Origin of the sequence: Rhodococcus sp. 21391 (assembly GCF_016772255.1) — a bacterium.
Classification (GTDB): Bacteria; Actinomycetota; Actinomycetes; order Mycobacteriales; family Mycobacteriaceae; genus Rhodococcus_F; species Rhodococcus_F opacus.
In genome coordinates this window covers 5,458,621-5,480,792 of sequence record NZ_CP063781.1, presented here as the reverse complement: position 1 = coordinate 5,480,792, position 22,172 = coordinate 5,458,621, and the positions used below count along the sequence as shown (strand labels likewise).

Genomic DNA, 22,172 nt, shown 5'->3' with positions numbered 1-22,172 from the left:
TGGAGCTCAGTCTCTTTCGAGCAGGAAGTAGTAGTGCCGACCGTCGTCGAGGATCAGTGCGGACTTGCCGTTCATGATGCCCATGAGGGTGGAGTCGTCCACCTTCTTGAAGTGGTCGAAGATGGGTGCGTCGTCGTACACCATGGTCGCGGTGACCTCACCCCGGAACTCGATGTTCCACAGGCTGGCTTCGCCGTTGCCGCCCTTGATGTCGGAATAGAGGTTGCCGTCCACGTCCCGGCAGATCAACGGCTTCGCGTCCTCGAGGGAGTTGAACGTCTTTCCGTGCCAGCGGCTCGCGAACAGCTTCTCGTGGAGGCGGTGTCCGGTGGCGAAGTCGTCGCCCTTCCAGCTGCCGAGGATGTCTTCGGCCCTGACGGTGTCGAGCGCCGCCCACACGGCGTCGAGTTCGTCGGGGGAGACGCCGCTCTCGCGCCCCCGGAGCTCGTGGAACGTGCTGCGGGCCTGATCGATGTCCATGAAAACGGTCCTTGGGGTGAGGGGCGCGAGGTTTACGAACCAAACTGTTCGTCAACTGCGCACGCTACGCCGAACCGGATGGTTCGGCAACGGGCAATTTAGGATGTCGGAATGCGAACAGCGGGAGAAGCCACGCGAGAACGGATCCTCGCCGCGGCCAAGGCGGAGTTCGCCCGCCACGGAGTCGCCGGAGCCCGGATCAACCGCATCGCGGAGGCGGCCCGGGCAAGCAAGGACCGCCTGTACGCGTACTTCGACAGCAAGGAAACGCTGTTCGACGCCGTCATCACGCAATGGATCGCCGAGACGACGGAACAGACGGCGTTGCGGGGCGACGATCTGCCGGGCTACGCGGGCCGGTTGTTCGACGACTACGTGGCGCACCCCGAGAACGCGAGGCTGCAGAAGTGGGCCGACCTGGAGGTGCGCGAGCAGATCGCCGACGATGCGCGGATCCTCACGCTGCGCCCCAAGATCGCCGAGATTCGGCGTGGGCAGCAGGAGGGGTTCGTCGATCCGTCGTGGAACGCGGGCGAGCTGCTGCTCGTGATCACCGACATCGCCTTGTCACTGGCCACCGCCCGCGGCGGCCGCAAGCAAGCGGGGGCAGAGTCGGGGGAGCGCACGGTGGCGCAGCGGCGGCAGGCCACTGTCGAGGCGGTTCGTCGTCTGATCGGGACGCCTGCGGCGGCGGAAGCGCCGGGCCGCGAATGAGTGCTCGTGCCCCTTACCCGGCATGGTGCCGAGTAAGGGGAGAGTGCCCCCAGTAGGGCTCGAACCTACGACCTGCGGATTAAAAGTCCGTAGCTCTACCAACTGAGCTATAGGGGCGCGGGGCCAGAGTCTAGTGCGAGACAGTGACCGAGAAAACAGGACCCCCGGCACGGCGCGCCGCGCGGGGGGTGAAAAGGGTCGGCTCGGGTGCGCACCCCCTGCAGCGCACCCGAGCCGACCCAAATTATACCACTTGGTGTGTTTTCGGCAGCAGTCCGGTTTCAACTCCATAAAGGTCTTTGGGTTGGTTTCTGGGAATTTTCCATGATCTACAGACTGCTCTGTCGGTTATTTCAAAACGGGGATACTGTTATGTATGGCTCCATGCTCGTCCCGGTAGGGCGGAAAGAGGGGCTACTGCATCTCGGAGAGGGATTTACCGTCATGGCACGTCAACAGGAACGTGCGCGACGCACTCGCGCTGCGCTGGTGGAGTCGGCCGCCATCGAGTTCGCCAAGCGCGGCTATGCGGCGGCGTCCGTCAACACGATCCTCGAGGGCTCGAACGCCACCAAGGGGGCGATGTACTTCCACTTTCAGTCGAAGGAAGAACTTGCCCGTGCCGTTCTTCAGTCCGGAGTCGAGCAATTCACCGCGCTGACCGACAGGTGGACGAGTCGCACGGACATCGGGCCGTTCGAAGCTCTCCACGGTTTCGTGATCGATCTGGCGAAGCTGTTCCATTCGAGCGTCATCGTGCGGGCCGAGTTCCGGTTGATCGTCGAACCCGAGTTCTATCCGGACGTGCAGTCCGGCGGCTCGCAGGTGTGGGGGCGCGCCGCGCACGAGTTCGCGATCCGCGCTCAGCGCGACGGACTGCTGCGCGCCGACGCCGATCCCGAGAAGTTCACCAGGGTCCTGGCGGCGTCCCTCGCCGGCCAGCGGTACATGTCCGACATGACGGCGCTGGAGGGTGACCTCGGCGAGCGGTTCGCGGAATCGCTCGAAGTGATCCTCGAAGCGATGGCTTCACCCGAATGGTTGGAGAAGTTTGCGCGGGAAGGCTGGCCGGATTCCGGTTCGGAACTGCCCGATTCGTAGTCTGACCTGGCGATTTGGGAAATTCTCGATCCGTGTCCTAAGCTATCCAAGCTCCCAACGGAACGCCGTTGAGGTACTGGTTCGGAGAAATCCGGCGGGCCCCCTTCGTCTAGCGGCCTAGGACGCCGCCCTTTCAAGGCGGTAGCGCGGGTTCGAATCCCGTAGGGGGTACGTTTGACCGGTGTCGAGCATGCGGTATGGTTCGACGGCAATAAAAGTGACACGCAGTAACGCTTTACACTGGTAAAGCAACAGCAGGACAAGCAAGGCCCTGTGGCGCAGTTGGTTAGCGCGCCGCCCTGTCACGGCGGAGGTCGCGGGTTCGAGTCCCGTCAGGGTCGCAAGTGTGTTGCCGATACCGAGTATCGGCAACACAATGCGATAGGCATTCGGTTCGGGTGCCGTCCGGCCAGGTAGCTCAGTTGGTACGAGCGTCCGCCTGAAAAGCGGAAGGTCGCCGGTTCGATCCCGGCCCTGGCCACCACGATTCACCGAAGCTCCGTTGTCGAGAACGTCGACAGCGGAGTTTTTTTTCGTTGTCTGTGTCGCTAGGGCGCGATCCGCAGTGTGTCGACGAGGCCGTCGCTGAGAACGAACTCGTACTTCAGTTCCACCGGGCTCCCGGGGAAATTTCCTTTCACCGTGGTGGTGATCACGTAAGTGTCGTCGGTAACGGTTTCCGCTCCAATCACCTCGACCGTGTAGATGTATTTCGATTCGAGGTCCCTGCGCCATTGCCGGATGCCGTCGCGCCCGCGGACGGTCCGGCCTTCGTCGGTCACGGCCGCGTTGTCGGTGAAGCATGCTGTGAGTGCATCGAGGTCTCCTGCGTCGGCTGCCCGAAAGTAGCGCGTGACGATCTCGGGTGTCGTGGTGGTGCTCATGGTGATCTCCCTGTCCCTGTGCGTTGTCCCTGCCGGCGCGGCAGTCCGTGCTTATAGCAACGCTATAGAAGTAGCATAGCGGTGTGACAAAGAAGAGTGTGGCCGGTGACGCCCGCGACCGTCTGCTGAAGGCGGCGGCCCAACTACTCGACGAGGCCAAGGGCAAGCCCGTGTCCACCCGCGCCGTCTGCGACCTCGCCGGCGTGCAGGCCCCGACGCTGTACCACCACTTCGGCAGCAAGCATGGCCTGTTCGACGCGGTCGTGGAGTACGGTTTCGGCCAGTACGTCCGGGCCACGAATCGGCGCGGGGACGACCCGGTCGACGACCTGCGGCACGGCTGGGACGATCACGTCCGCTACGGGCTCGACAATCCCTCGTTCTACGTCCTGCTGTACGGGCAGGTCGCCCCGGGCAAGCCGTGTGCGGTGACCTCCGTCGCCGAGACGAGGCTCCTCCAGTTGCTGACCGAGATCGCGCAGCAGGGACGCCTGCGCGTGACGCCTGCGGCCGCCGCCGGGCAATTCGTGGCGGCGAACGTCGGCATGACCCTGCACCTCATCGCGCAGCCGGAGGGCCGCGTCGACCTCTCCCTGTCACGGGAACTGCGCGACAACGTGATCGCCGGGCTGATCCGGCCGGCGCCCACTGTGCGGTCGGAGACCTCGAGGGAGGTGGTCGAGAAGGCGGACGCGCTCGCGCGCGCCCTCGACGCCGACGCGGGGCGGGCCGGGTTGAGTGTCGGCGAACTCCTCGTGATGCGGGAGTGGCTCGACAAACTAACAGCAGCGACCTAGGACTCCGAGCGCCGCCGCAGGGTGTCGAAGATCTCGCGGTAGTGCAGGTGAGCCATGAAATGACCACCGGTGCGGATGTTCAGCGTGGCGCCGGGAATCCGGCGGGCGAGCTCGGGCGGCCAGGTCGTGGGCACGAGTTCGTCCTCGGTTCCACCCCAGACGTCGACCGGCACGGTCAGATCCTCCGGCGCGAACCCCCACGGCCGCATCCACGCGCGGTAGTCCTCCACCATCCCGGGCGCCGTCCGGAGAGCCTCACCGGACATGAGCGAGAAGTTCCGGACGGGTTCGGAGCGGAGAACGGCTGCGTCCGCGGCGCCGAGGTCGCGGGCGCCGAGTCGCCGGAACAGGCGCGGAGCACGCAGCGCGACGGCGCCCATGACGCGAAAGCAGATCCGCGCCACCAGCGGGGCGTGCTGGGACAGCCGGGTGAACACGCGGTCCCCGGCGGGAAGCTGGGCGAACACCCCGGGTTCGGTGAGGGGCAGGGCCCCGGCGATCACCGCGACACTCGTCACACGCGACGCCACGCCGGAGCCCACCGCGAACGCGTACTGCCCGCCCATCGACCACCCCAGGACACCGAAACGGCCGACGCCGAGGTGATTCACGAGGTCTTCGACGTCCCGGGCCCAGTCGAGGACCGTCCGGCCCGGCTGCGGATCCGACAGTCCGATCCCCGGACGGTCGGGGGACAGGAGCCGGATGCCCGCGTCGCGAGCACTCCGGTCGGCGGCCGCGACGTCGAGGCGGCCGGCGAGCCCGCCGTGGGCGTTCACGACGGTGAATCCGCGGGGGTCGCCGTACTCCGCGAAACCCATCAGGCGTCCGTCGCGCAGCCGGATCACACGATCCTCGGGTCCGACATGAACTCTGGGCACGGGAACCTCCGGCGGTCGAGGCGAGTCTATCCGGGTGAGGCCCACGCAATCCGGACATCGTGACGACCGGAACCGGTGCCGTCGCCGGACGGCACCGAGGTGACTGTCGCTAGGCTGACGTCCATGAGCAGTGCTGAAGAGCCGCTGACGGCGGGCCGCGACGGGCTACTGTCGTTGCTTCGCAACGGGCAGCTGCCCTCGCGTGGGGCCAAAGCCCCCCAGCGGGAGCGTTACCAGCGGATCGTCGCCGCAGCGATGGAACTCGCCTCGGAGGGCGGGTACGACGCCGTGCAGATGCGGGCCATCGCCGATCGGGCGGGCGTCGCGCTGGGCACCGTGTACCGCTACTTCCCGTCGAAGAACCACATGCTGGTGATGGGCTTGTTGATGGTGTTCGAGGGGATGCGGTCCCGGTTCGAGGACGTCGCGATCCCGGGGGACACGCCGTCGGAGCGGATCCTGTTCGTCCTCCGGAAGAACACGGAAGTCCTCGAGAAGGACCGGCCGCGCTACGAGGCCCTGGTGCGCGCGTTCATGTTCGCGGACGCGTCGGCCTCGGCCGAACTGGATGCGTTCGGCGCGCTGATGACCGAAATGTTCGCCAAGACCATCGGTGTCGAGCAGATCTCCGACGACCAGTTGAACGCCATCCGCGTGATCGGCGACGTCTGGATGTCGAGCCTGGTGTCCTGGGTGGCCGGCCGCATCTCGGTGGACGAGGTGATGGCTCACCTCGGGCTCGCGGTCCGTCTCGTGTTCCGGCGCCTCGGCGGCTAGTTCGCGCGCTCAGCGAAACGACTGCCGGATCACCGGTTCTCGGCGCTCGAGGATGGTGGCGGTGTGCTGGCGCACCATGCTGTCGAGGTGCTCACCCTGCGGTGCGAGCCAGAAGTCGCCCCGGTCGATGCCTGCGAAGACCAATTCCGCGAACGTGTCTGCGTCGAGACCGTGGGTGCCGAGCAGGTCGCGCATCTGCGCGACCATCCGATCGACGGCCGGATGGGAGAACGCCCCGAACGGGTTGTCGAAGACGGACGTGATGACGGGCCCCGGCGCGAGCACGCTCGCGGACACCGGGGCGCCCACCATGGTCAACTCCATCTGCAGGCACTCGGTGATCGCGACGACCGCGAACTTCGATGCGCTGTACGGCGACATCATCGGACCGGGCGCGAATCCACCGACCGATGCGGTGTTGACGACGCGTCCGCCGCCGCCCTGGTCGATCATGCGCGGAACGAATGCCCGGATCCCGTTGACGACACCCGTGACGTTGACACCGAGGGCGGCGTCCCAGTCGGATTCGCCGAGTTGCCAGAGGAATCCGGCCCGCATGATTCCGGCGTTGTTGAAGAGCAGGTCCACCCGGCCGAACGAGTCGTACGCGAGATCGGCGAGGGCGTGGACGGACCCGGAGTCCGCGACATCGGTTGCGCACGTGAGGGCGGCTCCGCCCAGATCTGCGGCCAGACGGTCCAGTGCGGCCGTATCGATGTCGGCGAGGAGCACGGCCATACCGCGGGCGTGCGCGTGCCGGGCTATCCCCGCCCCGATTCCCGAGGCCGCGCCGGTGACGACGACAACCTGCTTTTCCTGTGTTTCCGGTTCCGTCACGGCTCGACCGTAGGACCGTCGTCGGCCGCCTCGGCCCGGGTTTCTCTCTCAGCGGGACATATTCACGTGCCGGGACGCCACGGTGGTTCGAGGTCCGGACCCTCCTCGCCCTGCTGCTGCGCACCCCGGAAGCGTGCCGCGAAGACGATCCAGCCGATGGCGGCCATGAGCAGGAAGCTGACCAGGCGGTAGACGACGATCGCGGACACCGCCTCGGCGCCGGTCATTCCGCTGGCGGTCAGTGCGGGGACGAGCACGGCATCCATGACACCGAGCCCTGCGGGCAGGAGTGGGATGGCCGAACGGGCGGCGTTGCCCGCCGCGTACGCGACGGCGAGTCCGGCGAACCCGGGATGCGCGCCGACCGCGTAGCACGCGAACGCGAGACATGCGGCGTCGGCGATCCAGTTGAACAGCGACCACCCGAACGCGCGGGCGGTGTCGCGGCGATCCATCCGGACGGCGCTCATCTGGTTCACGATGTGCTTCCATCGGCGAACACCGGTCAGCGGAGGCTTCTTTCGAAGCGCGTTGAATCCGCGCAGCGCGGTGATGCCGACACCTTCGAGGGCGTCGGGCCGCGAGGCGGCGTACTGAGCCACCACCAGGAAGGCGCACAGGCCGCCGAACGTGAAGATCAGCGAGAACGGGTTGGTCTCGGCCCCGACGAGCAGTGCGCCCGCCAGTCCGACGAGCGCCAGGCCGATGGCCTGGAGGGCGCCGGCCATCACCAGTTGCCACGTCGCGACCACCGGTGAGGCACCCCAGAGGCGTGTCTGCCGGTACCTGAACGTCGTTGCCAGAACCGGGCCGCCCGGCAGCGTCACGCTCATCGAATTGGAGGCGAACGTCACCGCGAGGGACTGCCGCTGTCTGATGTGCACGTCCGCGACCCCCAGCAGGCAGCGCTGGACCCGGGCGAAGCTCGACATCGACGCCAGCGAGGCCACGACGGCCGCGGCCACCCATCCCCATTGGAGGTCGCCGAGGTTCTGGACGCTCTCGGAGAGGTCCGGCCAGATGAGGACGATTTCCACCGCGAGCACGACGACGAGCAGGCCGCCGATCACCCATTCGACTCGACGCCTGCGGGGCGTCGGGCGGGTGTCTTGGGCGTCAGTCATACGCGTCCATTACACATGGCCGGTGATCACACCGTGTATCCGCCGTCGACGTCGAGTTTCTGTCCGGTGACGAAACCCGCCCGGTCGCTCGCGAGGAAGCAGACCGCCTCGGCGGCGTCGGCGGCGGTGCCGAACCGGCGTAGCGGTATCCGGCTCATGGCGGCGTCGAGTGCGCGCTGATCGAGTTCTTCGGAGTTGATCAGCCGCTCGGCCATGCCGTCGGTGAGCATTCCCGGGCCCACCGAATTGAAGCGGACGCCGTAGCGGCCCTCCTCGGCGGCGAATCCCTTGACCAGCTGTTCGATCGCACCCTTTGTGCCCGGCGACAGTCCGTCGCGCACCGGATATCGGCTGGTGGCCGCGGTCGTGACCGCGACGACGGAACCGGACGCTTCCCGCAGCGCGGGGAGGGCGGCCTTCACGACGGTGAAGAAGGCCACCGCTTCCTGTTCGAGGTGCTCGGCGTAGTCCCGGGGAGCGATCTCGGACAGGTGGATCATCGGAATGTGCGGTCCCGCGGCGTGCACGAGGACGCCGAGGCCGCCGAAGTGTTCGAGGGTCTGTTTCACGACACTCGCGACGCGGGGCTGGTCGGTGAGGTCGGCGGAGAACGCCTGCGCTCCGACGCCGCGGCTTTCCAGTTCGCCGACGAGGTCCGCGGCGACGTCGGCGTTGGATCGGTAGGTGATGGCCACGTCGTGGCCGAGGGTCGCGAGTTGCCGTGCGATGGCCGAGCCGATGCCGCCGGTGCCGCCCGTGACCAGTGCGGCGCAGCGACGTCGGGGGGTGCTGGTGGCGGGTGTCGCCATGAGGAACTCCAAGCGTGTGAGGAACGAGCGCCCCTAACCTAGCAACTGCTTGGTTTCGGTGTGTGGGGAACGGTTCACCCTGGCCGAGCGCAGCCTAGCCTGGCTATCCGACCAGGCCTTTTCGTCTTAGCCTGAACGCATGTCAGCAGAGAACGCCGAGCGGGCCGAGCCCTCGCGGCATCCCGACGAGCCGCACGCACCGAGTCTGGCGAGCCGCCTCAACTGGTTGCGGGCCGGTGTCCTCGGCGCCAACGACGGCATCGTGTCGACTGCCGGCCTGGTGGTCGGGGTGGCCGCGGCCACCACCGAACGATCGGCGATCTTCACCGCCGGATTCGCGGGTCTCGCGGCCGGGGCGGTGTCGATGGCCCTGGGCGAGTACGTCTCGGTGAGCACCCAGCGCGACACCGAACGCGCTCTCCTTTCGAAGGAACGCCGCGAACTCACCGAAACCCCCGACGTCGAGTTCGAGGAACTCGTCGCGATGTACGAGGCCAAGGGGCTGAGTGGCGACACCGCCCGGACGGTCGCCCGCGAACTCACCGATCACGATGCGTTCGCCGCCCACGTGGACATCGAACTGGGCATCGACCCGGACGACCTGACCAACCCCTGGCAGGCTGCGGGATCCTCGGCGCTGTCCTTCACGCTCGGCGCCCTCGTCCCGCTGCTGGCGATCCTCGTACCGCCTGTGCACCTGCGCATTCCGGTGGCGTTCGTCGCCGTGCTGGTCGCGCTGGCCCTCACGGGCACCGTCAGCGCGGCTCTCGGCGGCGCACAGCGCACCCGGGCAGTGCTCCGCGTCGTGCTGGGCGGGGCACTCGCGATGATCGTCACGTACGGCATCGGCCAGCTGGTGGGAACGGGCATCGCCTAGCTTCGGGCGACAGTCACTCGCTCCGGCAGATCATGACCGGACACTTCGCGTGGTGGAGCAGATTCTGGCTCGTCGAGCCCATCAGCGCGCCGAGCAGCGGGCCTCGGCCGTGGCTGCCGACGACGATGAGCTGGGCGTCCCCTGCATGCCGCAGGATGACGTCGGCTGCGGCGCCCTGCTCGGCCACCCTCGTCACGGACACGTCCGGGTATCGTTCCGACTCGCCCGCGAGGCCCTCGGACAGCAGCGCCTCCTCTTCCTGCTTCACGGCGTCCCAGTCGACGAGCATGCCGGTGCCGCCCGCGCCGAGCGTGGGGGAGCCCTGCCACGTGTGGACGGCGGTCAGCGGCGCCTCGAAGAACGACGCGAATTCGAATGCGTGGGCCACGGCGTCGCGGCTGAGGTCGCTTCCGTCGACCCCGACCACCACCGGACGCTGGTCGGGTGTGGTGACTTCACCCCGGAGAACGGTCACCGGGCAGGGTGCGCGGTTGACGACGTGCAGCGCCGTCGAGCCGAGCAGCACCGAACGGATCGCTCCCGTTCCCGTGGATCCGAGCACGATCAACCGCGCCCAGTCGGCGGCCTCGAGCAGTGCGGTGCCCGCGGGACCGGGACTGATGGTCGTCTCGATCTCCAGACCGGGGAACTTCGGTCCCAGTAGCCGCTTCGCCGTCCCGATGATGGCCTCGCCGTCCTCGCGCAGCTGACTGAGGAACTGCGACTCCAGCATGATCGCAGCGGGGCTGTACAGCGGGCCGTCCTGCGGCAGTGCGTGCACGAGCGACAGCGTGGCACCCCACTTCGACGCGACTGCGGCGCCCCACAGGGCGGCGGCGGTGGAGGCGTCGGATCCGTCCAGGCCGACGACGACGGAATGACTGGCGGGTGTGCTCACGTCTGGCTCCCTTCGCTCACGCTGTTGGGGGTACTCCCCGACTGTGCCCTACTTCCAGACTTTTCGGGCCGCCTTCCTCGCGGTCTTCCACTCGGGTTTCACGAGCGGCGTCAGGGTATCGCCGCGATCGAGCTCACGCTGCAAGAGCATTCCGAGGCCCAGGCTCGACTCGGCGGAGTGCTGATCCTCCGCGACCATCGCGAGGATGTGGTCCCGTGCGACGACGGCGTCCTGGTACTCGCCGAGCACGTCCTGAAAGCCCTTGAATTTCGTCTGAGCGCGGTCGGACGCCTTCGGTGTCAGCGACCGCGTCGCCTCGATCGCATAGCGCATTCGCTTGGCGCGCTTGCGCGCCCGGTGTGTCCGTGCGTCGCGCTCGGCCCGGGTGGTCGCGGACGCCGCCTTCCGCACGCGCTTGTGGACGGACTTCGACAAGGTGCGCAGGGATTTCGCCACGGCCTTCTTCGACGGGCCACCGTCCCCGGACGCCTCGACGGCGACCAGGAACGTATCGAGTCCGGCGAGCAGGTCGAGGTAGCGCCGGGAGTTCAGGGCGGCCAGTGCTGCGGGCCGGGCCGTCGCGGCGAGTCCCGAGAAGTACTCGTCGAGGCGCGCACGCACGACCTCGCGGTCGGGTATTTCCTCGGCGCCACCCAGCCGGTCCACGAGCCGGCTCCACTGCACCTCGGTGTCCCGCGCCGAGCCGAGGGCCTGACCGACCCAGCGGAGTTCGACGATCAAGTCGTCGACGGTTTCCTGATCGCGCAGGCTGGACCCGTACACCTGGAGGACACTCCGGATGCGCCGGGCCGAGACCCGGAGGTCATGGACGGACTCCTCGAGGTCGCGCCGCACGCCGAGGTCGGCCGTCACGAGAGAATCTTTCTGCGCCGCCAGATACTCCAGCAGCAGTGTCCGGGGAGTGGACCCCTTCGTCCTGCGCACGGGGCGCGGGGTGCCGGTCACCGCGTCGCCGAGCGCCCGCCGCAACTTCGACGGCGCGTCCGACCGAGCTATCCCGGCGTCCGTCAGCCGGGAGTCGATGGCGTCGAACAGGTTTCGGTCTCCGGCCGCGAGCTCCACTTCGATCTCGCGCCACACCCGCTCGTCGGATCCGGTGCCCTTCTCGGGGACGGCGGCGATCACGACGTCCGAGACGACCTCGGCGAGCGTCGTCCCCGCCGCGTCCACGAGCCGCTGCCGTTCGCGATCGGTGCTGATGAGCGCGACCGGGTTCAGGGCGGCGCCGCGGGTGACGGCAGTGAGCAGTTCCGCGAATTCCCGGGGCACTTCCGTCTCTGGGAGCTCGGCGTCGGGAGCCAACTGCAACTCGGTTCGCTCGTCCGTGCCTGCCGGGATCTTCAGGTGCCAGCCGGCGTCGTCGCCGCCTTCCCGGCGGCGGAGGGTGATTCCGGCGCGCAGCAGCAGAAGTTCGCCCGTGTCGTAGTACAGGGCGGACAGCTGAACGGTGTCGCGCCGCGGTTCACCGTCCACACCGGGCAATCCCGAGAGGCTGGGTATCTGCTGCTCCGAACCGGCCTCGTACTTGCGTTCCACTTCGGAGACGGACGTCGCGGTACTCATGTCCCCATCCTTCCGTCTGACCGGCCCGGGGGAAAGAAGCCGAGGTCACTTCGGCCAGTCGAGGCTCCGGACGCTCGCGAAGCGTCGCGTGACGCCGGAGTAGGGGTCGACGAATTCGACGGACCGGGCCAGCAGCCGCAGCGGCGTCGAATAGTCGTCGGCGGCAACGTCGTAGAAGTCGGGATAGAAGTTGTCGCCGTGGATCGGGATGCCCAGCGAACTCATGTGCAGCCGCAACTGATGCGTCTTGCCGGTGTGCGGCAGCAGCCGGTACCGGGCCGCGTCGCCGTGGACCTCGAGGAGTTCGATGCGGCTCTCGCTGTTGGCGGGACCGTCCACCTCGTACGCCTTCAGGACGCCTCGCTCCTTGACGATTCGACTGCGGACGGTGGCGGGCAGCTGGAGATCGGGGTCGTAACGCGCGACCGCCTCGTACTCCTTGACCACCCGGCGCTGGTCGAACAGCGACTGGTAGTCGCGCCGGACCTCACGCCGCACCGTGAAGATCAGCACCCCGGCGGTCAACCGGTCGAGCCGGTGCGCGGGTGTCAGTTCCGGGAGGTCGAGGTCTCTGCGCAACCGGACCAGCGCCGACTCGGCGATGTACGCGCCGCGTGGGGTGCTGGCCAGGAAGTGGGGTTTGTCCACGACGAGGAGGTTCTCGTCGCGGTGGAGGATCTCGATCTCGAACGGCACCCGTGTCTCGACTGGCGGATCCCGGTACAGGTACACGAATCTTCGGGGTGCGAACGGGGTGGAGTCGGTGATCGGCTGCCCGCGCTCGTCGACGACTTCCGCGGTGGCCACCTTCTCGCGGAGGCGCGTCTCGTCGTGCGGGAAACGCGCGACCAGGTACTCGAGCACGGTGGGCCACGAGCCGTCGTCCGGCATCCTCAGCCGTGTCGGGTTGAGGCCGTCGCGGACGGGAAGTGGGGCGTCGGGCACCCCGTCACGGTAGACGACAGGCTGCGGAAATCCGCCGTTGACCGCGGGGGGACTCATGGTTACTATCCGGTAAGTTTGTGACGCGGGCCACCCTGACTGGTCGCTGAGGCGCGTCATCGGAGGATTTCACGGGGGTTCGTGGTGATCGTGCGTCGATGGGCGTTTCGACCGGGTGTGGCGGCAGTCGCTCTGGCGGTGGGGGTGGGGCTCGCGGTGGTGCCCACGGTGACGGCGTCGGCGGATCCGACGGGCGGGGCGGCGGGGGCCGCGTGGAACGCCGCAGTCGACGCGCCGCCCGAGTACCCGGTGATCGCGATCGACTGGGACGTCCCCATCACCATGAGCGACGGAACGGTGCTGAAGGCCAACGTCTATCGCCCCGCGGACGCCTCCGGCAACCCGATCGACACCAGGATGCCGTCGGTCCTCAACGTCACGCCGTACACGAAGCTGGTCGGCAACCTCGTCGATTCCGTGTTGGCGGTGCCGGGGCTCGAGGACACCGTCGTCGACCTGGTGAACTCCTTCGATCTCGCCGGAACACCGTTCGACGGCGTCGGGGAAGCGGCCAAGGTGCTCACCGGTGGCGGCATGCGCGTCTTCGGCATCAACCGCGACCTCGTCCGGAACGGGTACACCCAGGTGGTCGTCGATGCGCGGGGCACCGGCTTCTCTCAAGGGGAATGGCAGGCACTCGGTCCGCTCGAGCAGCAGGACTCCGTCGAGATCATCGACTGGATGAGCAAGCAGGGATGGTCCGACGGCAAGGTCGGCATGGCGGGGGTGTCGTACTCGGGAATCAATTCGCTGCAGGCCGCGGGGCATCAGCCGCCGGCGTTGAAGGCGATCTTCCCGACCGAACCGGGCAACGATCTGCTCCGCGACATCGTCGGAACGGGCGGTGGTCTCGGCGTGGGATTCATGCCGCTGTGGCTGTCACTGGTCAACGGTCTCAAGTTCGTTCCCGACATCCAGGCCCTTGCGCAGGGGCGCTTCGACCAGCGGTGGCTGCAGGATCGGTTGCGGGATCCGCTGACGCTGTTCCCCGCACTGATCGAGGCCATGACCGCGCCGGACATCAACGGTCTCGACCCCGGCACGCTGCGGGTGGCGCAGGACGGCCAGTTCTACGAGGAGCGGAAGGCGCAGACCGCGAACATCGAGGTGCCGACGATGCTCTACGGCGCGTGGCACGACATCTTCGCGAACAGTGAGCCGCGGGTCTACAACGACATCCCGCTGCCTGCCGGTGAGAAGCAGCTGATCATGAGCGACGCCTACCACATCTCGTTCGGTGGCGGCTTCGGCGAACAGGGTGCGCCGCCACGACTCGACGTCCTCGAACGCGCCTGGTTCGACAAGTGGCTGAAGGGCATCGACAACGGCATCGACGAGTACGGCCCGGTCACGCTGTACCAGCAGGGCAACGGCTGGACCACCACCGATCAGTTCCCGCGGGCCGGTGTCGACTACCAGCGGATGTACCTGTCGGGTGCCCCCAGTGGCACCGCCGGGCACGCCGCCCACGACGGCAGCCTGGTGTCGGCGAAACCCGGCGACGCAGCACGACTCACCGTCGCACCCGGCCTCCGCGGGCTCTGTTCCCGCGACGGCGCACAGGGCACCGCAGGAGCGGCCGTCGTCTTCGGATCGGTGTGCAGCAAGGACTCCCGGTTCGCCGAGGCCGAGGGGCTGACGTTCACCAGCGCCCCCGTCGCGCAGCCGACCGAGCTGTCGGGTCCGGTCAATCTGCACCTCGAAACCGTGCTCGACGCCCCGGACGGATTCTGGGCGGTGACACTGAACGACGTCGCACCGGACGGCACGACGACCCCGCTCACCAATGGTGCGCTCACCGCTTCCATGCGGGCGGTGGACGATTCGAAGAGCACCAAGTCGGCGAACGGCGACTACACCGAACCGCACCACTATCTGACGGTGGACGCACGTCAGCCGCTGGTGCCGGGTGAAGTGACACCGGTGGACATCAACTTCGTGCCCACCGACGCCGTCCTCGCGCCGGGGCACCGGCTGCGCGTCGACGTGTACGCGGGCAGCGTCCCCCGGTACCTGCCGCTCGGACCGATTCTGGCCGACAGTCAACTGAAGCCGCAGCACGTCGCGTTGTCCCCGGATCGGCCGAGTTTCGTCAATCTGCCGCTGGTCGGAGCGCAGGCGTGGTGAAAGGTGCACGCCACGTCCCGAGATCCGTAGGGTTGACGCCATGACCAAGTGGACAGCTTCGGACATCGTCGATCAGAGCGGCCGCACGTTCGTCGTCACGGGCGCCAACAGTGGTCTCGGGGAGGTGGCCGCACGGGCCCTGGGCAAGGCGGGGGCGCACGTCGTGCTGGCCTGCCGCAACACCCACAAGGGGGAGGTCGTCGCACGGTCGATCGGTGACAACGCCGAGGTGCGCCGCCTCGACCTGTCCGACCTCGCCTCGGTGCGCGAGTTCGCCGCCGGCGTCGAGTCCGTCGACGTTCTCGTGAACAACGCGGGCGTGATGGCGGTTCCGCAGCGCAAGACCGCCGACGGATTCGAAATGCAGATCGGCACAAATCATCTCGGGCACTTCGCATTGACCGGCCTGCTGCTCGACAAGATCACCGATCGGGTCGCCACGATGTCGAGTGCGGCACATCAGGCGGGAACGATTCATCTCGACGACCTCAACTGGGAACGCCGCAAGTACAACCGCTGGAGCGCGTACGGGCAGTCGAAACTTGCGAATCTGCTGTTCACGTACGAGTTGCAGCGCAGGCTGTCGGCGGCGGGGTCACCCGTGAAAGCGGTGGCCGCGCACCCCGGTTACGCGTCGACCAATCTGCAGGCCCACACCGAGTCGGTGCAGGACAAGCTGATGGCCGTCGGCAACCGGATCTTCGCGCAGTCGGCGGAGATGGGGGCGCTGCCGATGCTGTACGCGGCAACGGCACCCGATGTGATCGGTGGCAGCTACATCGGGCCGGACGGCCTGTTCGAGCAGCGTGGCCATCCGAAGGTGGTGGGCTCCAGCAAGAAGTCGCGGGACGAGCACACCGCGCGGGCGCTGTGGGCGCTGTCGGAGGACCTGACGGGCGTCGAGTTCAAGTTCGGGTGACGCGACGCCCGTCAGGGTTGCTCAGTCTTCGGTGACCTCGAGGGTGACGTCGATGTTGCCGCGGGTGGCGTTGGAGTAGGGGCACACCTGGTGTGCCTTCTCGGTCAGCTCGAGCGCCTCGGCGCGCGGCAGGTGGGGCAGGGAAACCTCGAGGGTGACGGCGAGACCGAATCCGCCGCTGTCCGTCGGGCCGATGCCGACGCGGGCGCCGACGGCCGAGTCGGCGACGTTCGCCTTCGCCTGACGGCCGACCAGCTGGAGCGCGGAGTGGAAGCATGCCGCGTATCCGGCGGCGAACAGCTGCTCGGGGTTGGTGCCGTCGCCGGACCCGCCCATCTCGGTGGGGATCGCGAGGTTCAGGTCGAGCTTGCCGTCGGACGTGCGGGCGTGGCCGTTGCGGCCTTCTCCGGTCGCGAGGGCTTCGGCGGTGTAGACGATCTTCATGGTTACTTCTCTCCTGTAGGGGTGGTGAAGCTGTGGAGTGATTCGGTGAGACGCGACAGTGTGTCCCGGAGGGCGACGAGTTCGTCGATCTCCATTCCCGTCGAGTCGGCGAGTTCGGCGGGGATGCCCTCCGCGGCGGCGCGGAGGGCCGCACCCTTCTCGGTGAGGTGGATTCCGACCCGGCGCTCGTCGGCCGAGGAGCGCCGGCGTTCGACCAGGCCCAGGGTTTCGAGCCGCTTGAGCAGTGGCGACAGCGTGCCGGTGTCGAGGTCGAGGGCGTCGCAGATCTCACGTACTCCGCGGCCGTCCCGTTCCCAGAGCACCAACAGCACGAGGTACTGCGGGTAGGTCACTCCCAACGAGTCGAGCATCGACCGGTATCTCGCCGTCATGGCCCGGGAAGCCGAGTACAGGGCGAAGCACACCTGGCGGTCGAGGGTGAGGTTGTCGGTCACCCCTGAATAGTTGCACACAACTAGGTTGTGCACAACCAAGAACTGGAATCGGTGATTGCGCTTACAATGTTGGCCAGTGACACGGGGTGCTGCCCGGCGACGAGCCGGACGGCTGAGAACAGACCCGTCGAACCTGAACTGGGTAATGCCGGCGAAGGGATGTCGCGGAGACGGCCGTATGCGCTCATCCGATGTCTCGTCGCCGACCGAACGGAAGGTGACAGCATGCAGCTCGACAAGCAGATCGTCCTGGTGACCGGCGGCGGGCGGGGCCTCGGCGCCGCCATCGTGCGGTCGTTCGCGGCGCAGAACGCGCGGGTGATCGTGAACTACCGGAACAGCCGGGAGGCGGCCGAAGAACTCGCGACCTCCCTGGGCGCGGACCGTGCGGTCGCGCTCCGGGCCGACGTCACGGACGCCGGACAGGTGGCGGCGCTGTTCTCCGCGGCGGAGGAACACTTCGGCTCACCGGTGACCACGGTGATCAACAACGCGCTCGCCGACTTCTCCTTCAACGGCGACGCACGCGACAAGGCGGACGTCATCACGTGGGATGCCTTCGACTCGCAGCTGCGTGGCAGCGTGAAGGCGACCCTGCACACGACGCAGGCCGCGCTGCCGGGCATGCGTTCGCTCGGGTTCGGCCGGATCGTGAACATCGGAACCAACCTGTTCCAGAACCCCGTCGTCCCGTACCACGACTACACGGCCGCCAAGGCCGCGGCGCTGTCGTTGACCCGCACGCTCGCGGCCGACCTCGGTCCCGACGGCATCACCGTCAACATGGTGTCGGGCGGGCTGCTCCGCACCACCGACGCGAGCGCCGCCACTCCCGACGAGGTGTTCGACCTCATCGCGGCGAGCACCCCGCTGCAGCGGGTCACCACGCCGGACGAGTTCGCCGACGCGGTGCTGTTCTTCGCGTCCCCGTGGTCGCGTGCGGTGACCGGCCAGAACCTCGTCGTCGACGGCGGACTGGTCAAGGACTGACATGAGCGACGCCCGGCAACTGCACTTCAACGCGTTCCTCTACAGCTGCGGGCACCACGGCGCCGCGTGGCGGCACCCCTCGTCCCAGGTGGAGCGACTCTGCGACATCGCCTACTACGAGGAGTTGGCGCAGACCGCGGAGCGCGGCTGCCTCGACGCGGTGTTCTTCGCGGACGGGCATTCGGTGCGCGACCCCGCATCCGGAGGCATGTGGTTCCTCGAACCGCTCACCGCGCTGTCCGCGATGGCGCGGGCGACGGAGCGGGTCGGACTCGTGACGACGGTGTCCACCACGTTCTACACACCGTTCCACGCCGCGCGGATGCTGGCGTCGCTCGACCACATCAGCGGCGGCCGTGTCGGCTGGAACGTGGTGACGTCCATGTTCGACGCCGAAGCACGCAACCACGGACTCGAGGAGATGCCGCCGCACGACGAGCGCTATTCGCGCGCCGCGGAATTCGTCGACGTGGCACTCGCCCTGTGGGATTCGTGGGAGCCCGACGCGCTCGTGCTCGACCGGGACGGCATCTTCGCGGACCCGGCCAAGGTGAAGCCGGTCGAGCATCGAGGAAAGCATTTCCTCGTGGACGGTCCGCTGAACGTGCCGCATTCGCCGCAGGGTCGTCCCGTGCTGTTCCAGGCCGGCGCGTCCGATCAGGGCCGCGACCTGGCCGCCCGGTGCGCCGAGGGCATCTACGCCGTCGCCTACGATCTCACGGCCGCGCAGAGCTACTACGGCGACGTGAAGCGGCGCATCCGTGCGGCGGGCCGCGACGCCGACGCGGTGGTCGTGATGCCCGGTCTCGTGACCTATGTCGGTTCGACCGGTGCGGAGGCCCGGCGGAAGAAGGCGGAACTCGACGCGCTTCTGCCCGTCGAACAGTCGCTGGCGCAGTTGTCGATGTTCGTCCAGCAGGACTGCAGTGCCTGGGAATTGGACGCACCGGTTCCCGCGTTGCCGCCGCTGTCGGAGTTCACCGGGCCGCAGGGCCGGTACGACACGATCCTGCGGATCATCGACAAGGACCGTCCCACCGTGCGGTCGCTGCTGGGCACGTTGGCGGCCGGCGGCGGCCACTGCACCATGATCGGAACCCCGGAATCGATCGCCGACGAGATCGAGGTGTGGTTCCGCCGCGGCGGGGCCGACGGCTTCAACCTGATGCCGCCGCTCTACCCGAACGGCCTCGCCGACTTCGTCGACGAGGTGATCCCCGTCCTGCAGAAGCGTGGACTGTTCCGCGCGGAGTATGAGACAGAGACTCTGCGCGACCATCTCCGGGGGCGCCCGTAGTTGCCACCACAAAGAACACAACCTTCTCTAAGTACGCAACAGTGACTGTGAGCGTCCCTCCCCCCGACACTGGCTGTTATCGCGATCACACCACGACGCGAGTTCGGACGAGGAGTGGCAATGCTGGTAGCACTCGGCTTTCTGATGGTGGCCGTGTTCATGTTCTTGATCATGTCCAAACGGGCCACTCCCGTGGTCGGGTTGATCGCCGTCCCGGTCGCATTCGGGATCGCGGCCGGGGCCGGCCTCGGCATCGGCGACATGATCACCGACGGGATCAAGGCGCTGGCACCGACGGCCGCGTTGCTGTTCTTCGCGATCATCTTCTTCGGGATCATGATCGACGTCGGCTTGTTCGACCCGCTGGTGAAACTCATCCTCCGGCTCGTCCGCAACGACCCGATGCGGCTCGTCGTCGGCACCGCGGTGCTCGCGATGGTGGTGTCGCTGGACGGTGACGGATCCACGACGTTCATCATCGTGACGTCCGCACTGCTGCCGCTGTACATGAAGCTGAAGGTCAGCCCCGTGGTTCTGACGGTGGTCGCCGGCCTCGCGAACGGCGCGATGAACATCGTCCCGTGGGGTGGACCGACTGTCCGGGCAGCCGCGGCGCTGGGAATCTCACCGTCGGACGTGTTCGTGCCGATGATCCCGTCGCTGGTGGTCGGACTGCTCGTCGTGCTGCTGTTCGCCGTGCAGCTGGGCTACAGCGAACGCCGCCGCATCGGAACGCTCGAACTCACCGACGAGCGCCTCCTCGTCTCCGCAGGCTCCGGCCTCCGGCGGTCCGTGACCGGATCCGGATCCGGATCCGGATCCGGGGGCAATGGTGACGCACCCCGAACGGGTGGCGGCTCCGGCGACGCCGGATCGGACGACGGCCAGGGCTTCGTCGACGGTCTCGACCCCCAGCGGCCCACGCTGCGGCCGAAGCTGCTGTGGTTCAACGCGCTCGTGACGGTGGCACTCCTCGTCGTGCTCGTGATGGACGTACTGCCGATTCCGGTCCTGTTCATGGTGGCCGCATCGATCGCGCTGACGGTGAACTTCCCGCGGGTCAAGGAACAGCAGGAAGCGATCACCCGCCACTCGTCGAGCATCGTCTCCGTGGTCGCGATGGTGTTCGCCGCCGCCGTGCTCACCGGCGTATTCCAGGGCACCGGAATGGTCGAGGCCATGGCGCAGTGGCTGCTCGAAATCATCCCGGCCTCGCTCGGACCGCACCTGGCCGTCATCACGGGCATCCTGAGCCTGCCGTTCACGTTCTTCATGAGCAACGACGCCTTCTACTTCGGCATCATGCCCGTGCTCGCCGAGACGGCGGCCACGTACGGCATCGAGCCGGTCGAGATGGCCCGCGCATCCATCACCGGCCAGACGTTCCACATGCAGAGCCCCCTCGTCCCGGCCATCCTCCTGCTCGTGACCCTGGCGGGTGTCCCGCTGGCGGACCATCACAAGAAGGTGCTGTGGCGCGCGGCGCTGGTGTCGCTGTCGATGCTGGTGATCGGTGTGGTCCTCGGCCAGATCCCCTGGTGACCTAGTCCTCGGTGTCGGTGTCGGTGGCGGGGCCCTCAGGGGTCGCGCCACCTTCGCCGCTCCAGTCGGCGCCCGAACTCTTGTCGTCCTCGGCCGGATCGGACATCACGTCCTTGTCCGCGCCCGGGGCGCCGCTGTCGGTGGTCGTGGTCTTCGGTCCGGATGCGTCCTTCGGTGTCATGTCCGACGAATACCCCGCCGGCAGGGTTCTCCAATCAGACGGACCTGGGTCTGCAATTCGAAAACTCCGTCGGGGATTGGCAGGTGAACAATACTTCGACGTAGTGTTCCCCGGGTTATCGACGATGAAGGAGTGGAACTGTGGCGCGCAAAGTTGTTGTCGAACGCATCGACGACATCGACGGAACTCCGATCAAGAACGGTAAGGGGGAGACAATTCCGTTCTCTGTCGACGGCGTCGACTACGAGATCGATCTGAAGGTCAAGAACGCCAGGGAATTCCACAAGACTCTCGACTACTACATCGAGCATGCAACTCGGGTCGGTGGAAGAAAGCGTCGGTCGACTCCTGCAGTGGCACCGTCGCAGGGGCGGAGCCAGGCAAAGGAAATTCGAGAATGGGCGACGTCGCAGGGGTATGAGTTGTCCGCGCGTGGACGTATTCCTGCCGAGATCGAGGAAGCATACAACGCCGCTCACTGAGTTCACGATGCCGCGGGTGGTCGGCTGGTCGGCTGTCAATACCGGCGCGCTGCATGGAATGACATGGAGCTCATCGCTACTCGCGTGACCGGCCGTCCCGGAGCGGGTGCGTGGACGACTGTATCGTTCCCTGCATAGATCCCCGCGTGGCCGCCCCCGTAGAAGAGGACGACGTCGCCGGGCTGCAGGTCGCTCTCGTCCACGGCGGTCCCGTGACGGAGTTGCTCGTAGGTGGTGCGCGGAACCGATATGCCGGCCTGTTTGTATGCCCATTGAACGAGGCCGGAGCTGTCGAAGGCGCGGTGGTCGCCGGCGCCACGGGTGCACGGGATTCCGATTCTGGACGCAGCGGCGTGCAGTGCGTGGCGTCCCGGCCGCACCGGAGGCCGGCGGAGCGTGTGAACCAGGTGATATCCGTGATTCCCGGTGTGTGGGTTCATGCCGTCGTTACTCCAGTGCGCTCGGTGTGGTGTCGCGTCGTCGGGACGTCCGATTACAGGGTGTTCCCGGTGCGATCCGGGCGCATCGGCCGAATTACCCGGATACGTGCCTGTCTTCTCTGCCTCCGTCGCCGGATTCGACGGCCGCCGAGTAAACCATTCGATCTGGTCGGTTTGATACTCGCGAGTAGTGCGGGCCCCTCGTAACGTCGAACGGGTAATGATCTTGCAAAGGGGAGTGGTCCGCTACGTCCTGTGGGCTCGGTGAAGGAAGGCGGACGATGACGATCCGACAGACAGCAAACTGCGCTTTCGGTGTCGCACGCTTGGCATTCGACGCAGGAGCAGCCCTCCTGTCCGTTGCCGTGGCAGTACCGGTCGCCTTCGCCGCGGGCGAGGCGAGATCGATGGCACTCACGGCACGTGGTGACATCACGCCGGCCGCCGGGCCGGCGGACAGCGAGCATGTGCACGACCTGGGGACCGTCGTCGAACTGATCTAGCCGGCACCGAATCCCTCGACCCGCTCG

Annotated in this window: 25 protein-coding genes, 4 tRNA genes and 1 riboswitch; of the genes, 15 read left to right on the top strand and 14 right to left on the bottom strand. The window is 67.4% G+C overall.

The window, feature by feature from the left end; genetic code table 11:
- Positions 1-6: 6 nt before the first annotated feature.
- Complete coding sequence (locus tag GO592_RS25245) at positions 7-480, bottom strand: DUF4334 domain-containing protein (RefSeq protein WP_007301067.1); 474 nt, start codon at positions 478-480, stop codon at positions 7-9.
- Positions 481-591: 111 nt separating this feature from the next.
- Between GO592_RS25245 and GO592_RS25240 the strand changes: the two genes are divergently transcribed.
- Positions 592-1,194, top strand: coding sequence for a TetR/AcrR family transcriptional regulator (locus GO592_RS25240; protein ID WP_007301068.1), 603 nt, complete (start codon positions 592-594; stop codon positions 1,192-1,194).
- 44 nt (positions 1,195-1,238) lie between these two features.
- Here GO592_RS25240 and GO592_RS25235 read toward each other — a convergent pair.
- Positions 1,239-1,311, bottom strand: a tRNA-Lys gene (locus GO592_RS25235).
- A gap of 327 nt (positions 1,312-1,638) precedes the next feature.
- On the opposite strand from GO592_RS25235, the gene GO592_RS25230 reads away from it, so the two are divergent.
- The 4 genes from GO592_RS25230 to GO592_RS25215 all read left to right on the top strand — a co-directional run bounded on the left by GO592_RS25230 (position 1,639) and on the right by GO592_RS25215 (position 2,779).
- Positions 1,639-2,295, top strand: a complete 657-nt coding sequence (locus GO592_RS25230) for a TetR/AcrR family transcriptional regulator (RefSeq protein ID WP_005254790.1) — start codon at positions 1,639-1,641, stop codon at positions 2,293-2,295.
- Positions 2,296-2,393: 98 nt separating this feature from the next.
- Positions 2,394-2,466, top strand: a tRNA-Glu gene (locus tag GO592_RS25225).
- A gap of 96 nt (positions 2,467-2,562) precedes the next feature.
- Positions 2,563-2,636 (top strand) — tRNA-Asp (locus GO592_RS25220).
- Between the two features lie 66 nt (positions 2,637-2,702).
- Positions 2,703-2,779 (top strand) — tRNA-Phe (locus GO592_RS25215).
- 64 nt (positions 2,780-2,843) lie between these two features.
- Here GO592_RS25215 and GO592_RS25210 read toward each other — a convergent pair.
- Positions 2,844-3,179, bottom strand: coding sequence for a nuclear transport factor 2 family protein (locus GO592_RS25210; RefSeq protein WP_007301069.1), 336 nt, complete (start codon positions 3,177-3,179; stop codon positions 2,844-2,846).
- An 83-nt stretch (positions 3,180-3,262) separates the two neighbouring features.
- Between GO592_RS25210 and GO592_RS25205 the strand changes: the two genes are divergently transcribed.
- On the top strand, positions 3,263-3,976 hold the full coding sequence (locus GO592_RS25205; RefSeq protein WP_237720626.1) for a TetR/AcrR family transcriptional regulator: 714 nt from the start codon (positions 3,263-3,265) through the stop codon (positions 3,974-3,976).
- Here the strand turns inward: GO592_RS25205 and GO592_RS25200 are convergent.
- The gene (locus tag GO592_RS25200) at positions 3,973-4,824 is read right to left on the bottom strand and encodes an alpha/beta fold hydrolase (protein ID WP_007301071.1); all 852 of its coding nucleotides are present in this window, start codon (positions 4,822-4,824) and stop codon (positions 3,973-3,975) included. The two genes, GO592_RS25205 and GO592_RS25200, sit on opposite strands and share 4 nt — an antisense overlap.
- A gap of 156 nt (positions 4,825-4,980) precedes the next feature.
- On the opposite strand from GO592_RS25200, the gene GO592_RS25195 reads away from it, so the two are divergent.
- The gene (locus tag GO592_RS25195) at positions 4,981-5,634 is read left to right on the top strand and encodes a TetR family transcriptional regulator (protein WP_128970053.1); all 654 of its coding nucleotides are present in this window, start codon (positions 4,981-4,983) and stop codon (positions 5,632-5,634) included.
- Between the two features lie 9 nt (positions 5,635-5,643).
- Here the strand turns inward: GO592_RS25195 and GO592_RS25190 are convergent, their stop codons facing one another.
- The 3 genes from GO592_RS25190 to GO592_RS25180 all read right to left on the bottom strand — a co-directional run bounded on the left by GO592_RS25190 (position 5,644) and on the right by GO592_RS25180 (position 8,404).
- Complete coding sequence (locus tag GO592_RS25190) at positions 5,644-6,471, bottom strand: SDR family oxidoreductase (protein WP_007301073.1); 828 nt, start codon at positions 6,469-6,471, stop codon at positions 5,644-5,646.
- Positions 6,472-6,533: 62 nt separating this feature from the next.
- Positions 6,534-7,595 carry a lysylphosphatidylglycerol synthase transmembrane domain-containing protein gene (locus tag GO592_RS25185; RefSeq protein WP_039952931.1) on the bottom strand — a complete coding sequence of 354 codons (1,062 nt, stop codon included), beginning with the start codon at positions 7,593-7,595 and terminating at the stop codon, positions 6,534-6,536.
- 26 nt (positions 7,596-7,621) lie between these two features.
- Positions 7,622-8,404: an SDR family NAD(P)-dependent oxidoreductase gene (locus GO592_RS25180; protein ID WP_007301075.1), complete on the bottom strand. Its 783-nt coding sequence runs from the start codon at positions 8,402-8,404 to the stop codon at positions 7,622-7,624.
- Positions 8,405-8,543: 139 nt separating this feature from the next.
- On the opposite strand from GO592_RS25180, the gene GO592_RS25175 reads away from it, so the two are divergent.
- Complete coding sequence (locus GO592_RS25175) at positions 8,544-9,281, top strand: VIT1/CCC1 transporter family protein (protein WP_005255143.1); 738 nt, start codon at positions 8,544-8,546, stop codon at positions 9,279-9,281.
- A 13-nt stretch (positions 9,282-9,294) separates the two neighbouring features.
- On the opposite strand, the gene GO592_RS25170 is transcribed toward GO592_RS25175, so the two are convergent.
- Genes GO592_RS25170 through GO592_RS25160 form a run of 3 tightly spaced genes read right to left on the bottom strand, consistent with a single transcriptional unit; the run spans position 9,295 to position 12,765 of the window.
- Positions 9,295-10,179, bottom strand: a complete 885-nt coding sequence (locus GO592_RS25170; RefSeq protein WP_007301076.1) for a universal stress protein — start codon at positions 10,177-10,179, stop codon at positions 9,295-9,297.
- A gap of 48 nt (positions 10,180-10,227) precedes the next feature.
- Positions 10,228-11,763: a CYTH and CHAD domain-containing protein gene (locus GO592_RS25165; protein ID WP_007301077.1), complete on the bottom strand. Its 1,536-nt coding sequence runs from the start codon at positions 11,761-11,763 to the stop codon at positions 10,228-10,230.
- A gap of 45 nt (positions 11,764-11,808) precedes the next feature.
- Positions 11,809-12,765, bottom strand: a complete 957-nt coding sequence (locus tag GO592_RS25160; protein WP_007301078.1) for a pseudouridine synthase — start codon at positions 12,763-12,765, stop codon at positions 11,809-11,811.
- Between the two features lie 84 nt (positions 12,766-12,849).
- Here GO592_RS25160 and GO592_RS25155 point away from each other — a divergent pair, with 84 nt between their 5' ends.
- Positions 12,850-14,892 carry a CocE/NonD family hydrolase gene (locus GO592_RS25155; protein WP_172652198.1) on the top strand — a complete coding sequence of 681 codons (2,043 nt, stop codon included), beginning with the start codon at positions 12,850-12,852 and terminating at the stop codon, positions 14,890-14,892.
- A gap of 40 nt (positions 14,893-14,932) precedes the next feature.
- Complete coding sequence (locus tag GO592_RS25150) at positions 14,933-15,811, top strand: oxidoreductase (RefSeq protein ID WP_007301080.1); 879 nt, start codon at positions 14,933-14,935, stop codon at positions 15,809-15,811.
- Positions 15,812-15,832: 21 nt separating this feature from the next.
- On the opposite strand, the gene GO592_RS25145 is transcribed toward GO592_RS25150, so the two are convergent.
- Positions 15,833-16,255, bottom strand: a complete 423-nt coding sequence (locus GO592_RS25145) for an organic hydroperoxide resistance protein (protein ID WP_005255157.1) — start codon at positions 16,253-16,255, stop codon at positions 15,833-15,835.
- 2 nt (positions 16,256-16,257) lie between these two features.
- Positions 16,258-16,710, bottom strand: coding sequence for a MarR family winged helix-turn-helix transcriptional regulator (locus tag GO592_RS25140; RefSeq protein ID WP_007301081.1), 453 nt, complete (start codon positions 16,708-16,710; stop codon positions 16,258-16,260).
- 72 nt (positions 16,711-16,782) lie between these two features.
- Positions 16,783-16,887: riboswitch (TPP riboswitch) on the top strand.
- Between the two features lie 48 nt (positions 16,888-16,935).
- Between GO592_RS25140 and GO592_RS25135 the strand changes: the two genes are divergently transcribed.
- The 3 genes from GO592_RS25135 (at position 16,936) to GO592_RS25125 (ending at position 20,539) form a co-directional block, all read left to right on the top strand.
- Positions 16,936-17,700 (top strand): 3-oxoacyl-ACP reductase, encoded by a 765-nt coding sequence (locus GO592_RS25135; protein WP_005572716.1) that lies wholly within the window; start codon positions 16,936-16,938, stop codon positions 17,698-17,700.
- A 1-nt stretch (position 17,701) separates the two neighbouring features.
- Positions 17,702-18,997, top strand: a complete 1,296-nt coding sequence (locus GO592_RS25130; RefSeq protein WP_007301082.1) for an LLM class flavin-dependent oxidoreductase — start codon at positions 17,702-17,704, stop codon at positions 18,995-18,997.
- Between the two features lie 120 nt (positions 18,998-19,117).
- A complete protein-coding gene (locus GO592_RS25125) occupies positions 19,118-20,539 on the top strand; it encodes a CitMHS family transporter (RefSeq protein ID WP_007301083.1) in 1,422 nt (473 codons plus the stop codon).
- Between the two features lies 1 nt (position 20,540).
- On the opposite strand, the gene GO592_RS25120 is transcribed toward GO592_RS25125, so the two are convergent.
- Positions 20,541-20,720 (bottom strand): hypothetical protein, encoded by a 180-nt coding sequence (locus tag GO592_RS25120; RefSeq protein ID WP_005244285.1) that lies wholly within the window; start codon positions 20,718-20,720, stop codon positions 20,541-20,543.
- 140 nt (positions 20,721-20,860) lie between these two features.
- Between GO592_RS25120 and GO592_RS25115 the strand changes: the two genes are divergently transcribed.
- On the top strand, positions 20,861-21,202 hold the full coding sequence (locus tag GO592_RS25115) for a histone-like nucleoid-structuring protein Lsr2 (RefSeq protein ID WP_007301084.1): 342 nt from the start codon (positions 20,861-20,863) through the stop codon (positions 21,200-21,202).
- A gap of 35 nt (positions 21,203-21,237) precedes the next feature.
- Here the strand turns inward: GO592_RS25115 and GO592_RS25110 are convergent, their stop codons facing one another.
- Positions 21,238-21,642, bottom strand: coding sequence for a C40 family peptidase (locus GO592_RS25110; protein ID WP_007301085.1), 405 nt, complete (start codon positions 21,640-21,642; stop codon positions 21,238-21,240).
- A gap of 281 nt (positions 21,643-21,923) precedes the next feature.
- Here GO592_RS25110 and GO592_RS25105 point away from each other — a divergent pair, with 281 nt between their 5' ends.
- Complete coding sequence (locus GO592_RS25105) at positions 21,924-22,145, top strand: hypothetical protein (protein WP_007301086.1); 222 nt, start codon at positions 21,924-21,926, stop codon at positions 22,143-22,145.
- Positions 22,146-22,172 lie beyond the last annotated feature (27 nt).

Bases quoted from the DNA above. Each gene is read 5' to 3' on its own strand.
- GO592_RS25245 (WP_007301067.1), bottom strand. From the start codon at position 480: ATGGACATCGATCAGGCCCGCAGCACGTTCCACGAGCTCCGGGGGCGC.
- GO592_RS25240 (WP_007301068.1), top strand. From the start codon at position 592: ATGCGAACAGCGGGAGAAGCCACGCGAGAACGGATCCTCGCCGCGGCC.
- GO592_RS25230 (WP_005254790.1), top strand. From the start codon at position 1,639: ATGGCACGTCAACAGGAACGTGCGCGACGCACTCGCGCTGCGCTGGTG.
- GO592_RS25210 (WP_007301069.1), bottom strand. From the start codon at position 3,179: ATGAGCACCACCACGACACCCGAGATCGTCACGCGCTACTTTCGGGCA.
- GO592_RS25195 (WP_128970053.1), top strand. From the start codon at position 4,981: ATGAGCAGTGCTGAAGAGCCGCTGACGGCGGGCCGCGACGGGCTACTG.
- GO592_RS25185 (WP_039952931.1), bottom strand. From the start codon at position 7,595: ATGACTGACGCCCAAGACACCCGCCCGACGCCCCGCAGGCGTCGAGTC.
- GO592_RS25180 (WP_007301075.1), bottom strand. From the start codon at position 8,404: ATGGCGACACCCGCCACCAGCACCCCCCGACGTCGCTGCGCCGCACTG.
- GO592_RS25175 (WP_005255143.1), top strand. From the start codon at position 8,544: ATGTCAGCAGAGAACGCCGAGCGGGCCGAGCCCTCGCGGCATCCCGAC.
- GO592_RS25165 (WP_007301077.1), bottom strand. From the start codon at position 11,763: ATGAGTACCGCGACGTCCGTCTCCGAAGTGGAACGCAAGTACGAGGCC.
- GO592_RS25160 (WP_007301078.1), bottom strand. From the start codon at position 12,765: ATGAGTCCCCCCGCGGTCAACGGCGGATTTCCGCAGCCTGTCGTCTAC.
- GO592_RS25150 (WP_007301080.1), top strand. From the start codon at position 14,933: ATGACCAAGTGGACAGCTTCGGACATCGTCGATCAGAGCGGCCGCACG.
- GO592_RS25145 (WP_005255157.1), bottom strand. From the start codon at position 16,255: ATGAAGATCGTCTACACCGCCGAAGCCCTCGCGACCGGAGAAGGCCGC.
- GO592_RS25135 (WP_005572716.1), top strand. From the start codon at position 16,936: ATGCAGCTCGACAAGCAGATCGTCCTGGTGACCGGCGGCGGGCGGGGC.
- GO592_RS25130 (WP_007301082.1), top strand. From the start codon at position 17,702: ATGAGCGACGCCCGGCAACTGCACTTCAACGCGTTCCTCTACAGCTGC.
- GO592_RS25125 (WP_007301083.1), top strand. From the start codon at position 19,118: ATGCTGGTAGCACTCGGCTTTCTGATGGTGGCCGTGTTCATGTTCTTG.
- GO592_RS25120 (WP_005244285.1), bottom strand. From the start codon at position 20,720: ATGACACCGAAGGACGCATCCGGACCGAAGACCACGACCACCGACAGC.
- GO592_RS25110 (WP_007301085.1), bottom strand. From the start codon at position 21,642: ATGAACCCACACACCGGGAATCACGGATATCACCTGGTTCACACGCTC.
- GO592_RS25105 (WP_007301086.1), top strand. From the start codon at position 21,924: ATGACGATCCGACAGACAGCAAACTGCGCTTTCGGTGTCGCACGCTTG.